Origin of the sequence: Paracoccus panacisoli (genome assembly GCF_042435015.1) — a bacterium.
Classification (GTDB): domain Bacteria; phylum Pseudomonadota; class Alphaproteobacteria; order Rhodobacterales; family Rhodobacteraceae; genus Paracoccus; species Paracoccus panacisoli.
Window position 1 is genome coordinate 18,711 of record NZ_JBHMQU010000052.1, and the last position, 12,747, is coordinate 31,457.

Consider the following 12,747-nt stretch of genomic DNA (forward strand, 5'->3'; position numbering starts at 1 on the left):
ACCGCCAGAGCGGGGCGTGGGGAGGTTTTGGTCCTTGGCGCCGGACGGATCAGGCGTCGGCGATGACCTGTGCGGACAGCGCGTCCGAGCGCATCAGGTCGGCCAGCGTCAGCGAATCGATGATCTGCAGATAGCCCGAGAACACGTCCGCAAAGGTCCGGCGGATGCGGCACGTTTCTTCATCCGTGCAGTCGGGGCAGCGCTGGTAGGCGGTGCGCGACAGGCAGGGCAGGGGCGCGAGCGGCCCGTCGATCAGCCGCAGCAGATCGGCGAGCTTTACCTCGGACGGCGGCTGCGCGAGCAGATACCCCCCCGCCCGGCCGCGCCGCGAGGCGATCACGCCCGCGTCGCGGATCTCGAGCAGGATGTGTTCGAGAAACCGCTTGGGGGTTCCGGCGCGCTTGGCGACCTGCTCGATGGACAGCGCCTGCGGCGCGCCGCTGGCGGCCTCGTCAGCCAGCACCAGCAGCGCCTTGAGCGCGTATTTCATCTTCTGCGTGATCATGGGCTAGCCCTAGGCAGACGCCGGCCGGGACGCAAGCAAGCGGGTCTGTTGGTGAAAGACGATCAGCAGATAGGGGGCGACGTGGCGGAATGCCAGCCGGGGGAAGCGAGGGAGGGGGGCGCGCTAGCGCGGCGCTCATGCGCGTCGCACCCCGTGTCGGCTGCAGCGCGGCGCCGGTCGGGTCCCAGCGGTCAAACCGTGGGCGCGGTGGGCAGGTCGCGTCCGCAACCCCTTCACTGGAAGCCAACGAGGCACGGGCGCCGGGGACGGCCACCCCACCCCCCACGCCCGGTCCCGCCGCCAACCCCTGCGGTGCCGTCCCCTTCAGAACGACAGCGTGGCCGCGCCTGCCCGGACCTCGGCGAACATCGCGCTGGCGCCCTTGATCTCCACCCCGTCGATCAGGTCGCCGGCCTCGTAGCCACGGGAGGTCACGCAAGGCGGGCACGCCCAGATCGTGCCGCCGCGGGCCTGAAACGCGCTGATGAGGCTCGCCAGCGGCTCGAGCGGCGGGACGTGGGTCAGGGCGTGGCCCCTGCGCCGGACCAGGTCCACCGCGGCGCTGGTCAGAAAGACGAACACCTCCATCCCCGCGGTCTGGGCGCCGTTGGCGAGGGTGAAGGCCACCGACGACAGCTCTGAGTCGATGCCCTTCGTCATCACGATCACCAGTTTGTCGGTCGTCGCATCCATGATAGGTTTCCTTTCGTTCAGGATGTTCCGCGCCGAGTATGCGCCTTGTCCGAAGGGTCCGGCTTTGGCCGCGAGACCGGAAAGCTTGATCGCAACGCCGGACCTGCCGCCGGAACCCGTCGCGGCGCTGCTGGCCGCGGCCTTGCGGCGGGTGCGGATCACCGACTCGATGCAGTACTGCTACATGCCCTCCGGCGACTGGGAGACGGACGCCACCCCCGCCGCGTGGAAGCCGCACGACGCGGTCAGCTTCCATATTCTCGCCGAGGGGACCTGCTGGCTCGAGATGGGCGGGCAGCGGCGCACCCTGCGCGCGGGCGACATCGCGGCCTTTCCGTTCGGCACGCCCCACCGCATCGGCGCGGGCGCGGGCGGGCCCGAGATCGACCCCGGCGGGGCGCTGCCCCCGGGTCCGTGGCGCGAGACGCCGGTGCTGCGGTTCGGCGGGGGCGAGCGGGTGGTCCGCATCCTCTGCGGCTACGTCCGGTGCGAGGCGCTGTCCTTCGGCCCCTTCCGCGCGGCCCTGCCCGAGCTGGTGCTCGTCGCCACGGCGGGCGGCGACGACTGGCTTGCCCCCATCGTGGCCCGCATCGTGACCGAGGTGGACGCGCCGCAGGGGGGCGGCACGGCGATCCTCGAGCGGCTCACCGAACTCGCGCTCATCGAGGTGCTGCGCCGGCAGTTGCTGGCCGAGCCGCGGGGGACGACCGGCTGGCTTTCGGCGATCCGCGATCCGGTGGTGGGGCGCTGTCTCGGGCTGATGCACGCCGACCCGGCGCGGCCCTGGACGGTGGCGCTGCTGGCGCGCGAGGCCGGGGCCTCGCGCAGCGTCATCGCCGCGCGCTTCGCCGCCCGGCTGGGCCGCACGCCGATGTCCTATCTGCGCGACTGGCGCCTGCTGCTGGCGCGCGAGCGGCTGGCCCGCGCGGACGTCTCGATCGGCGCGCTGGCCGAAGAGAGCGGCTACGGCTCGGAGGCCGCCTTCTGCCGCGCCTTTGCCCGTGCGACGGGCTGCCCGCCGGGCGCGTACCGGGCGCGCATGGCGGGCTGAAAGGGCAGGTTTCCGTCGGGGTCAAGGGGGCCGAAGCCCCCCTCAGACCTCAGCCTTTCGCTTCGGCCCGGATCTGCGTCACGGCGGCCTCGAGCCCGCTCGAGGGGATGCCGCGCAGCAGTTCGGGGCCGATCACGAAGGTCGGCGTGCCCATGATCTGCATCTGCTCGGCCAGCTGCCGGTTGGCGCGGATCTCGGCCGTCACCTCTTCGGTGTTCATCCGCTGGATGATCGCCTGCGAGTCCAGCCCCTGATCCTTCGCCAGCGCCCCGAGCGACTCGAGCGTCACCGCGCCGCGGATCTCGTAGAGCTTGTCGTGCGCGGTCTTGTAGGCCGCGTCGCCGGCGATCTGGCGAACCGCGATGGCATAGCGCGAGGCGAGCTCGCTCTCTTGCCCGAGGATCGGGAACTCCTTGAGGATCAGGCGGATGTTGCCGTCCTTCTCGACCAGCGCGTCGACCTCGGGGGCGATCTTGCGGCAGTAGCCGCAGCGATAGTCGATGAACTCGACCACGGTCAGGTCGCCCTTCGGGTTGCCGCCGACCCACGAGTGGCCGTCGTCGAAGATCGCGGCCTTGTGCGTCTCGACCAGCACGCGGTCGTTCTTGGCCTCGTCGGCCAGGCGCTGCGCCTCCATCTTGTTCACCGCCTCGATCAGCACCTCGGGGTGGTCCATGATGTAGTCGCGGACGGCGGCGCCGAAGGCCTCGCGCTCGGCGTCGGTCATCTGCGCCGGGTCGAAGGCGGCGGCCGGCAGGGCGGTCAGCGGCAGGGCGGCGGCGGCGGCAAGCGCCGCGGCGGTGAGCACGGATTTCATCGCGGGTCCTTTCGGGTTTCGCGCGCGACCTTGGCGGGTCGGGGCGCCGCTGTCCAGCCCGCGCCGGGGGCGCGAGGCGCTTGACCCGTCCCCCGCGGCTCGGCCACAAGCGCCCCCTGACGAAGAGCCGAGGGGGCAGCAGATGAGACAGTCACGACGCGGCCAGGTGGACCCGTTCATCGTCATGGACGTGATGGAGGCCGCGCGCCGCGCCGAGGCCGCTGGCCGCCGCATCGTCCACATGGAGGTCGGCCAGCCCGCCACCCCCGCCCCCGCGGTGGCCCGCCGGACACTGGCGGCGGCGCTGGACCAGCCGCTCGGCTACACCGTCGCGTTGGGCCTGCCGGCGCTGCGCGAGGCGATCGCCGGGCTCTACCGGCGCTGGTACGGGGTCGAGCTGGACCCCGGCCGGGTGGTGATCACCGCGGGCTCCTCGGGCGCGTTCCTGCTGGCCTTCGCGGCGCTCTTCGAGGCGGGCGACCGGGTGGCGGTGGGCGAGCCGGGCTATCCGAGCTACCGCCAGATCCTGCGCGCCATGTCGGTCGAGCCGGTGGGGATGCCGACCCGCTTCGAGAACCGCTATCAGCCGGTGCCCGATGACATTCCGGCGGACGTGCAGGGGGTGATGCTCGCCTCGCCCGGCAACCCCTCGGGGACGATGCTCGACCACGCGGCGCTGGCGGCGCTGGCCGCGCGCGCGTCCGAGATCGGCGCGGCGCTGATCTCGGACGAGATCTACCACGGGCTGAGCTACGGGGCGCGCTGCGTCAGCGCGCTCGAGGTCACCGACGACGTGGTGGTGATCAACAGCTTCTCGAAGTTCTTCAGCATGACCGGCTGGCGGATCGGCTGGATGGTCGTGCCGCCCGATCTGGTCCGCACCATGGACCGGCTGGCTGCGAACATGTTCATCTGCCCGCCGCACGTGAGCCAGGTGGCGGCGCTGGCCGCGCTTTCGCCCGAGGGCGAGGCCGAGGCGCAGGCGAACCTTGCCGTCTATGCCGAGAACCGGCGGCTGCTGCTCGACCGGCTGCCGGCGATCGGCTTCGACCGCATCGCGCCGCCGGACGGGGCCTTCTATCTCTACGCCGACGTCTCGGCCCTGACCGACGACAGCGCCGCGCTCGCGGCCGAGATCCTCGAGACGGCCGGGGTGGCGGTCACGCCGGGGATCGACTTCGACCCGGTGCGGGGGCGGCAGACGCTGCGCTTCTCCTATGCCGGGGCAACCGACGAGATCGCGCTGGGGCTCGAGCGGCTGGGCGCATGGATGGCGGCGCGATGAGGCGATGGGCGGCGCTCATGGTGGCGCTGGCGCTGCTGCTGCCGGGGCTGGCGCGGGCCGATGCGCCCGTGGCGTTCGATCCCGCCCGCAGCAGCCTGACCGCCGAGGGCCGCGACACCGGCGCGCCGCGCCCGCTGACCCTCGTGCTGGGGCTGAGCCGCGCGGTGCCGGTCCGGGTCGCGGTGATCGACGGGCCGCCGCGGCTGGTCGTCGATCTGCCGTCGGCCGAGCCGCCCGCGGCGACGGACGCGCCCTTGCCGCAGGCGCTTCGCTGGGGCGCGGCCCCGCAGGGCGGCGCGCGGGCGGTGATGACCCTGCCGGGGCCCATGCAGGTGGAAAGTGCGGCAATGCGCGGGGGGCCGCCGGCGTCGCTGGTCCTGCGCCTCGCGCCCGTCGCGCCCGAGGCCTTCGCCCCGCGCCGCGACACGCTGACCGTGCTGCGCGGCCTGCCCGCGCCCGCGACGGCGCCCGCGCCGGTCGGGGACGGGCGGCTCAAGGTGGTGCTCGACCCCGGCCACGGCGGCATCGACCCCGGCGCGCAGGTGGGCGGCATCTCCGAGGCCGCGGTGATGCTGGGGTTCGCGCGCGAACTCGCCGCGGCGCTTGAGGCGCGGGGCATTGCGGTGGCGCTGACCCGCGGCGACGACAGCTTCGTGCCGCTCGAGCGACGCACCAGCATTGCCCGCGCGCAAGGCGCCGACCTGTTCCTGTCGCTGCACGCCGACGCGCTGCCCGCGGGCGAGGCGGCGGGGGCCACGATCTACACCTGGGACGCCCAGTCGAATGACCGCGCCGCGCGCCAACTCGCGATGCTGCACGACCGCAGCGACCTGCTGGCCGGGCTGGACCTGTCGGACGCGGGCGAGGATGTCAGCCGGGCGCTCATGGACCTGGCCCGGCTCGACACCCAGCCGCGCAGCCAGGATGCCGCCCGCCACCTCGTTGCGCGGATGAACGCGGCCGGGGTGACGATGCACCGGGTGCCGGTGCGGGGGGCGGCGTTCTCGGTCCTCAAGTCGCCCGACATCCCGTCGCTGCTGCTCGAGATGGGGTTCCTGACCGATCCGGGCGACCGCGCCAACCTGTTCGACCCCGACTGGCGGGCGCGGGTCGCGGGCGCCATCGCCTCGGGCGTCGAGGCCTGGGCCGCGGACATGGCGGGCAAGCCCGCGCCCGACCGCGCCGAGGCGCCGGACGCGGCACCCCCCGAACCCGGCGGCTGACCGCTGACCGGGCTGCGGCCTGACGCAAGCTTGCTTTGACCCCGGGGGGGTGGGCCGCTATAGGTGCGCCCCGATTGGCTGGGTGGGCCCTCTTTTGATCCGTTTCGTCCTGAACTTCATCGGCGCCGTGTTTTCGTGGTTCGTGACCGCGACGGTGTTCCTGGCGCTGGGTCTCGGCGGCATCTTCTGGCTCTATGCCCGCGACCTGCCCTCGACCGACGAGCTCAGCCGCTACAGCCCCAAGACGATCAGCCGGATCTATTCCGGCGAGGGCAAGCTGATCGACGAATTCGCCGAGGAACGCCGCATCTTCGTCCCGGTCGCCGAGATCCCGCCGGTGGTCAAGGACGCGTTCATCTCGGCCGAGGACAAGAACTTCTACACCCACCCCGGCTATGACCCGCGCGGCATGGCCGCCGCGGCGGTCGAGCTGGTCCGCTCGCGCGGGGAAAGCGTGCGCGGCGCCTCGACCATCCCGCAGCAGGTGGCCAAGAACTTCTTTCTCAGCGCCGACCGCACCGCCGAGCGCAAGATCAAGGAGCTGATCATCGCCGCGCGTCTGACCCGGACGCTCAGCAAGGACCAGATCCTCGAGCTGTACCTGAACGAGATCTTCCTCGGCCAGAACAGCTACGGGGTCGGCGCCGCGGCGCAGACCTATTTCAACAAGCCCCTGGGCGAGCTGGCCCCGCACGAGGCGGCGCTGCTGGCCGCGATGCCGCAGGCGCCCTCGCGCTCGGTCGTGCGCGACAAGGACCGCCTGACCGAGCGGCGCAACTATGTCCTGCGGCAGATGTGGGAGAACGGCTATCTGACCCAGGCCGCCTTTAAGTCCGAGGCGGCGCTGCCCTTGCGCTCGGTCCAGAACGGCGACTTCCCGGCGTTCCGCAACAGCCTGCCGCCGCGCGACTATTTCACCGACGAGATCCGCCGCCAGCTCTCGGCGCAGTTCGGCGAGGAGGAGTTCTTCTCGGGCGGCCTGTCGATCCGGGCCACGGTCGAGCCGCAGTTGCAGAAGATCGCCGCCAAGGCGCTGCAGGACGCGCTCGAGCGCTATGACCGCGGCATCGGCCTGTGGCGCGGGACCGGGCAGAGGATCGACCCGGCCGAGCTGGGGTCCGAGCCGCAGTGGCGCACAGCGCTGGCCAAGGCCAAGGTGCCGCGCGATATCGACGGCTGGTATCCGGCGGTGGTGCTGTCGCTCGGCAAGTCCGACGCCCAGATCGGCATCGAGGGCATCCCGCCCTCCGAGGCCGAGCCGCAGGTGATCCCGGCCCGCGACGTGCAATGGGCCCGCAAGCTCATGCCGGGGTCGAAGCGGGCGCCGCAGGCGAGGGTGGCCGCGGACCTGCTCGAGGTCGGCGACGTGGTGCTAGTGCGGCGGATGACCGAGGACGGCTCGGGCAAGTTCATCCGCTGGACGCTGCGCCAGGTGCCGGCGATCGAGGGCGGGTTCATGGCGATGGACGTGAACACCGGCCGCGTCTACGCGATGCAGGGCGGGTTCAGCTACCAGTCGTCGGTCTTCAACCGCGCGACGCAGGCGCAGCGCCAGCCCGGCTCGGCGTTCAAGCCCTTCGTCTATGCCGCGGCGCTGGACAACGGCTACACCCCCGCCACGATCGTCGCGGACGAGCCGATCACGGTGAACACGCCGCAGGGCCTGTGGACGCCGAAGAACGCGGGCGGCGGGTTCTACGGCCCGACGCCCCTGCGGACCGGGATCGAGCAGTCGCGCAACCTGATGACGATCCGCATCGCCCAGGACATCGGGATGAACACCGTTGCCCGCTACGCCGAGCGGTTCGGGGTCTATGACAAGCTGTCGCCGTTCCTCGCCAACAGCCTTGGCGCGCAAGAGACGACGCTGTTCAAGATGGTCGCCGCCTACGCGATGTTCGCCAACGGCGGCGAGCGGGTGGAGCCGACGCTCGTGGACCGGGTGCAGGACCGCAACGGCCGCACCGTCTATCGCCACGACAAGCGGGTCTGCACGACCTGCGCCATGGGCGCGCTGCCCGCGGGCGAGGCGCCGGTGATCGTCTCGGACCGCGAGCGGGTGATGGACGCGATCACCGCCTATCAGCTCACCTCGATGCTGGAGGGCGTGGTCAAGCGCGGCTCGGGCAAGGGCGTCAAGCTGCCGGTGCCGGTGGCCGGCAAGACCGGCACCACCAACGACGCCAAGGACGTGTGGTTCGTGGGCTTCACCTCGAACATGGTCGCGGGCTGCTATCTGGGCTATGACGAGCCGCGCAGCCTGGGGTCCAACGCCTTCGGCGGGACGCTCTGCGTGCCGGTGTTCAACGCCTTCATGCGGCAGGCGGTCAAGCAGTACGGCGGGACCAGGTTCCGGGTGCCGCCCGGCGGGTATTTCGCCGACGTGTCCTACGGCAAGGGCGTGATCTCGGAGTATTTCCGCAACGGGACGAACGCCGCCAGCGGCCAGCGCGTCGTCGACGGCGGCTTCCAGAGGGTGCCCGCCGACCAGTGGCCGGGCTTCAAGAAAAGCACCGACGTGACCGAGCGCGCGGCGAAGTCGGTGACGACCTCGACCGGCAAGAAGAAGGTCATCCCGAAGAAGGCCGACTACAACACGATGAGTTCGGGCGGCCTGTACTAGCGCCGCGTGATCTGGCGCGGGGGCAGGGCGCCACGCCCCCCCCCCGCCTTGTCTGTCCGCGCCCAAGGCGCTATCTGCCGCTTTCATTCCCAAGCCCCGACCCTGCCCGAGGGACCGCCCCATGCGTGCCGAGACCCAAGCCACCGTCGAATCCATCCGCAAGTCGCTGGGCCTGCTCGCGCAGCGCATGGACTGGGAGACCGCGCCGCACCGGCTGGAAGAGATGAACGCCATGATCGAGGACGGCGACCTGTGGTCCGACCCGTCCCGCGCGCAGAAGCTCATGCGCGACCGGCAGGTGCTGTCGGACAAGGTCGAGACCTACCGGCGCATCGACCAGGACTTGAAGGACTCGGTCGAGCTGATCGAGCTGGGCGAGGCCGAGGGCGACGCCGAGATCGTCTCGGACGCCGAGGCGACGCTCAAGGGCCTCGCCGAGCTGGCGGCCAGCAAGGAGCTTGAGGCGCTGCTCGACGGCGAGGCGGACGGCAACGACACCTTCCTCGAGATCAACGCCGGCGCCGGCGGCACCGAAAGCTGCGACTGGGCGGCGATGCTGGCGCGGATGTACACCCGCTGGGCCGAGAAGAAGGGCTACAAGGTCGAGCTGCAGTCCGAGACCGCGGGCGACGAGGCCGGCATCCGCTCGGCCGCCTACAAGATCAGCGGGCCGAACGCCTATGGCTGGCTCAAGTCGGAATCGGGCGTGCACCGGCTGGTCCGCATCTCGCCCTACGACAGCGCGGCGCGGCGGCACACGTCGTTTTCCTCGGTCTGGGTCTATCCGGTGGTCGATGACAACATCGAGATCGTGATCCCCGACAATGAGATCCGCATCGACACCTATCGCTCGTCCGGCGCCGGCGGGCAGCACGTCAACACCACCGACTCGGCGGTGCGGATCACCCACCTGCCGACCAACATCGTCGTGACCAGCTCGATGAAGTCGCAGCACCAGAACCGCGAGGCGGCGATGAACGCGCTCAAGGCGCGGCTCTATCAGCTCGAACTCGACAAGCGGAACGCGGCGATCAACGCGGCGCACGAGAACAAGGGCGACGCCGGCTGGGGCAACCAGATCCGCAGCTACGTGCTGCAGCCCTACCAGATGGTGAAGGACCTGCGCACGAGCTACGAGACCTCGGACACGCAAGGGGTGCTCGACGGCGATCTGGACGGGTTCATGGCCGCGACGCTGGCGATGGACGTCTCGGGCAAGAGCCGGGCCGAGGCCAACGCCGACGACTGAGCCGCGGCGCGGGCCGGGACCGCTGGAGCCTCCGGCGGGGATATTTCTGCAAGAAAGAATGCCTATCGTGGCGCCCCGGGCCGTGGCGTCGCGGCGGGCAACCATTTTTCGCCGGCGACGTTCCGTGCTATTGCTGCAGTGCAGCATGGATGAGCGGAGCGGACGATGGCGAAGAAGATCAACCTGGCCCTGCAGGGCGGCGGCGCGCACGGGGCCTTTGCCTGGGGCGTGCTCGACCGGCTGCTTGAGGGGGACGAGATCGACATCGCCGGGATCAGCGGCACCTCGGCCGGGGCGCTGAACGGGGCGGCGGTGACGGCGGCGCTGTCGGCCATTCCGGGGCGCGAAGGGCGCGAGGCGGCGCGCGAGAACCTCGATTACGTCTGGTCGCAGGTCGGGCAGGTCAGCGACAACCGCATGGTGCGCTGGATGACCAGCATGGTGCCGATGCCGCGCGGGATGCAGCGCTGGGCCGAGATGGTGTCGCCCGTGGCCTGGCTCGAGGGGTTCTCGCGCATCTTCAGCCCCTACGATTCCGGGCCGTTCTACACCAATCCGCTGTCGGCGATCATCCGCGAGATGCCGCATCCGCTGGACGGTCACCACGCCACCGCGCCCGAGTTCTTCGTGACCGCCACCAATGTCCGCACCGGCCGGGTCCGCATCTTCTCGGGCGACGAGGTCTCGCCCGAGGCGGTGATGGCCTCGGGCTGCCTGCCGACGCTGTTCCGCGCCGTCGAGATCGACGACCCGGCGACCGGCCAGCGCGAGGCCTATTGGGACGGCGGCTATTCGGGCAACCCGGCGCTGTTTCCGCTGTTCGACCGGCGCCTGCCGGCCGACATCGTGATCGTCACGATCAACCCGATGGTGCGCGAGGCGGTGCCGCGCACGCCGGTCGAGATCCAGGACCGGATCAACGAGATCAGCTTCAACTCGAGCCTGCTGCGCGAATTGCGCGCCATCCAGTTCATGAAGCGGCTCGAGCGCGAGGGGCGCCTGTCGGGCCGCGGGATGAAGGAGCCGCTGATCCATATGATCTCGGACGACAACCTGATGACCTCGCTCGGGACGCGGACCAAGGTCATGCCGCGCCCCGGGCTTCTCGCGCAGATGAAGGCGGCGGGGCGGGATGCCGCGCAGGCGTTCCTCGACGGGGATGCGCAGAACATCGGCAAGGCCGATTCGGTCGATCTGCCGCGGCTCTACGGCTGAACGGCGGGGGCCGGTGCAGCGAGCGCCGGGCGGGGCGGCGGATAGACGAGCCCGCCCGAGATGATCAGCTTGGCCGCATCCTCGACCGACATCTCCAAGTAAATCACGTCGGTTTCCGGCACGTAGATCAGGAAGCCCGAGGTCGGGTTCGGCGTCGTCGGCAGGAACACCGCCATCATCCGCGATCCCGGCGGGGCCATACCGTCCGACTCGCCCTTGGCGGGACCGGCGACGAAGCCCACCCCCCAAAGGCCCTTGCGCGGATATTCGATCAGGCAGGCGCGGTCGAACTTGCTGTCGCCCTGGCTGAGCAGCGTCTCGCTGATCTGCTTGAGCCCGCCGTAGACCGAGCGGACGATCGGCACGCGGTCCAGCAGGCGCTCGCCCGCGCGCAGCAGGCGGCGGCCGATGTAGCCCTTGGCGACCCAGCCGACGATCACGGTGAAGATCAGGAAGATGATGACGCCGACGCCGCGCGGGTTGATCCCGAGCCAGCGGTCGGGGTGCCAGCGGGCCGGGATGACCGGCATCACCCAGCCGTCGATCCAGCCGGTCAAGGTCCAGAAGAGCCAGATCGTCAGCGCGATCGGCAGCATCACCGCGAGGCCGGCGAGGAATGATCCGCGCAGCGAGGCGAAGGGGCCGGGCCTGCGCACGGGCTGCGGGGTCGGGGACAGCGGGGGCAGGTCGTCGGGGTGGCGCATGGCGCGACGCTCGTGCGGCAGGGCCGCCGGGTCAAGGGGCGATGGTCGAGGGGCCGCGTTGGCGTTGGGGTCAGGCCCCCGCCGCCGCGATCCGTGCCGCGAGCCGTGCGTTCGACAGCACCAGCGCGATGTTGGCCTGAAGCGAGCGCCCTTCGGTCAGCGCGAAGATCCGGTCGAGCAGGAACGGCGTCACCGCCTTGGCCGCGATCCCCTGCGCCTCGGCCTCGGCCAGCGCGGCATCGACCACCGGGATCATCTCGGCGCGGGGGATCTCGGCCTCGGCCGGGATCGGGTTCACCACCAGCTGCCCGCCGGGAATCCCGAGGGCGCGGCGCATCCGGGCGGCCGCGGCGATCTCGGCCGGGTCGTCCAGCCGCAAGGGCGCCGGCAGGCCCGAATCGCGCGACCAGAAGGCAGGGATGGCGTCCTGGCCCACGGCGATGACGGGGACGCCCAGCGTCTCGAGCATCTCGACGGTGCGGGGGATGTCGAGGATCGCCTTGGCGCCCGCCGAGACCACGGTGACCGGGGTCGCGGCCAGCTCGGTCAGGTCGGCCGAGACGTCCATGGTGCGCTCCACCCCCCGGTGCACCCCGCCGATCCCGCCGGTGGCGAAGACGCGGATGCCGGCGAGCGCCGCGCAGATCATCGTCGCGGCGACGGTCGTGGCGCCGGTGCGCCCGGTGGTCAGGCAGACGGCCAGATCGGCGCGGCTGACCTTCATCACGCCGGTCGCCTGCGCGAGTTCCTGAAGCGCGGCGTCGGTCAGGCCGACGTGGATGCGCCCGCCCATCAGCGCGATGGTGGCGGGGACGGCACCGGCCTCGCGCACCGCGGCCTCGACCGCGCGGGCCATCTCGAGGTTCTGGGGGTAGGGCATCCCGTGGGTGATGATGGTCGATTCGAGCGCCACGATCGGGCGGCCCGCGTCACGCGCGGCGGCGACCTCGGGGGCGAAGCTAAGCGGCAGGTCGGTCATCGGCGGTCCTTTCTGCGAGATCGGACCGGGGCGCTGCCCCGGACCCCGGGATATTTGGGCCAGAAGAGAAGATCAGTGTCCCGCGACATGGGCGGCGGCGGCGGCGATGGCGGCGTCGAGCGCTTCGGCGCGGTCGGCACCCTGCTCTTCGGCCAGAAGATGGGCGGCGAGGAAGCAGTCGCCTGCGCCGGTGACGCGGGCGATGGTGACGGGCGGCGGCTGGCGGGTCAGCACTTCGGCCGCCCCGCGGGCCGCGCAGGCGGCGGGGCGCGCGCCGTCGGTGACGAGGACGCGGGCCGCCCCGCGGGCGACGACCGCCGCGGCAGCCTCGGCCGCGGCGAGCGCGCCACCGGCGGGCACCACCGCGTTGATCGCCCCGATCTGGTGCAGCCGCGTGGCGGCG

General features: G+C 71.6%; 12 protein-coding genes. 6 read left to right on the forward strand and 6 right to left on the reverse strand.

Going from position 1 to position 12,747, the window contains the following annotated elements; genetic code table 11:
- Positions 1-49: 49 nt before the first annotated feature.
- A complete protein-coding gene (locus tag ACFHYO_RS11445) occupies positions 50-505 on the reverse strand; it encodes an RrF2 family transcriptional regulator (RefSeq protein ID WP_036703090.1) in 456 nt (151 codons plus the stop codon).
- Between the two features lie 324 nt (positions 506-829).
- Entirely contained in the window at positions 830-1,198 is a 369-nt protein-coding gene (locus tag ACFHYO_RS11450; protein WP_394320535.1) for a DsrE family protein, read from the reverse strand.
- Between the two features lie 85 nt (positions 1,199-1,283).
- On the opposite strand from ACFHYO_RS11450, the gene ACFHYO_RS11455 reads away from it, so the two are divergent.
- Entirely contained in the window at positions 1,284-2,249 is a 966-nt protein-coding gene (locus ACFHYO_RS11455) for an AraC family transcriptional regulator (RefSeq protein WP_394320537.1), read from the forward strand.
- A gap of 49 nt (positions 2,250-2,298) precedes the next feature.
- Here ACFHYO_RS11455 and ACFHYO_RS11460 read toward each other — a convergent pair whose 3' ends face one another.
- Positions 2,299-3,066 carry a DsbA family protein gene (locus ACFHYO_RS11460; protein ID WP_036733797.1) on the reverse strand — a complete coding sequence of 256 codons (768 nt, stop codon included), beginning with the start codon at positions 3,064-3,066 and terminating at the stop codon, positions 2,299-2,301.
- A 142-nt stretch (positions 3,067-3,208) separates the two neighbouring features.
- Between ACFHYO_RS11460 and ACFHYO_RS11465 the strand changes: the two genes are divergently transcribed.
- The 5 genes from ACFHYO_RS11465 to ACFHYO_RS11485 all read left to right on the forward strand — a co-directional run bounded on the left by ACFHYO_RS11465 (position 3,209) and on the right by ACFHYO_RS11485 (position 10,661).
- Positions 3,209-4,351: a pyridoxal phosphate-dependent aminotransferase gene (locus ACFHYO_RS11465; RefSeq protein WP_394320539.1), complete on the forward strand. Its 1,143-nt coding sequence runs from the start codon at positions 3,209-3,211 to the stop codon at positions 4,349-4,351.
- Positions 4,348-5,574: an N-acetylmuramoyl-L-alanine amidase family protein gene (locus tag ACFHYO_RS11470; RefSeq protein ID WP_394320541.1), complete on the forward strand. Its 1,227-nt coding sequence runs from the start codon at positions 4,348-4,350 to the stop codon at positions 5,572-5,574. Before ACFHYO_RS11465 ends, ACFHYO_RS11470 begins: the two co-directional genes overlap by 4 nt.
- A gap of 94 nt (positions 5,575-5,668) precedes the next feature.
- The gene (locus ACFHYO_RS11475; RefSeq protein WP_394320543.1) at positions 5,669-8,197 is read left to right on the forward strand and encodes a penicillin-binding protein 1A; all 2,529 of its coding nucleotides are present in this window, start codon (positions 5,669-5,671) and stop codon (positions 8,195-8,197) included.
- Positions 8,198-8,318: 121 nt separating this feature from the next.
- On the forward strand, positions 8,319-9,446 hold the full coding sequence (prfB, locus tag ACFHYO_RS11480; protein ID WP_036733791.1) for a peptide chain release factor 2: 1,128 nt from the start codon (positions 8,319-8,321) through the stop codon (positions 9,444-9,446).
- Between the two features lie 165 nt (positions 9,447-9,611).
- Positions 9,612-10,661 (forward strand): patatin-like phospholipase family protein, encoded by a 1,050-nt coding sequence (locus tag ACFHYO_RS11485; RefSeq protein ID WP_168782361.1) that lies wholly within the window; start codon positions 9,612-9,614, stop codon positions 10,659-10,661.
- Here ACFHYO_RS11485 and ACFHYO_RS11490 read toward each other — a convergent pair.
- The 3 genes from ACFHYO_RS11490 to ACFHYO_RS11500 form a co-directional block, all read right to left on the reverse strand.
- Complete coding sequence (locus ACFHYO_RS11490; protein WP_394320546.1) at positions 10,652-11,365, reverse strand: DUF502 domain-containing protein; 714 nt, start codon at positions 11,363-11,365, stop codon at positions 10,652-10,654. The genes ACFHYO_RS11485 and ACFHYO_RS11490 overlap by 10 nt on opposite strands.
- 70 nt (positions 11,366-11,435) lie before the next feature.
- A complete protein-coding gene (locus ACFHYO_RS11495) occupies positions 11,436-12,344 on the reverse strand; it encodes a pseudouridine-5'-phosphate glycosidase (RefSeq protein WP_394320548.1) in 909 nt (302 codons plus the stop codon).
- Positions 12,345-12,416: 72 nt separating this feature from the next.
- Positions 12,417-12,747: PfkB family carbohydrate kinase (locus ACFHYO_RS11500; protein ID WP_394320550.1), on the reverse strand; the 331-nt coding region annotated here is incomplete at its 5' end.

What these genes read in the sequence shown, in the direction of transcription:
- ACFHYO_RS11470 (WP_394320541.1), top strand. Translation starts at nt 4,348, where the DNA reads ATGAGGCGATGGGCGGCGCTCATGGTGGCGCTGGCGCTGCTGCTGCCG.
- ACFHYO_RS11490 (WP_394320546.1), bottom strand. Translation starts at nt 11,365, where the DNA reads ATGCGCCACCCCGACGACCTGCCCCCGCTGTCCCCGACCCCGCAGCCC.
- ACFHYO_RS11495 (WP_394320548.1), bottom strand. Translation starts at nt 12,344, where the DNA reads ATGACCGACCTGCCGCTTAGCTTCGCCCCCGAGGTCGCCGCCGCGCGT.
- ACFHYO_RS11450 (WP_394320535.1), bottom strand. Translation starts at nt 1,198, where the DNA reads ATGGATGCGACGACCGACAAACTGGTGATCGTGATGACGAAGGGCATC.
- prfB (WP_036733791.1), top strand. Translation starts at nt 8,319, where the DNA reads ATGCGTGCCGAGACCCAAGCCACCGTCGAATCCATCCGCAAGTCGCTG.
- ACFHYO_RS11445 (WP_036703090.1), bottom strand. Translation starts at nt 505, where the DNA reads ATGATCACGCAGAAGATGAAATACGCGCTCAAGGCGCTGCTGGTGCTG.
- ACFHYO_RS11465 (WP_394320539.1), top strand. Translation starts at nt 3,209, where the DNA reads ATGAGACAGTCACGACGCGGCCAGGTGGACCCGTTCATCGTCATGGAC.
- ACFHYO_RS11460 (WP_036733797.1), bottom strand. Translation starts at nt 3,066, where the DNA reads ATGAAATCCGTGCTCACCGCCGCGGCGCTTGCCGCCGCCGCCGCCCTG.
- ACFHYO_RS11485 (WP_168782361.1), top strand. Translation starts at nt 9,612, where the DNA reads ATGGCGAAGAAGATCAACCTGGCCCTGCAGGGCGGCGGCGCGCACGGG.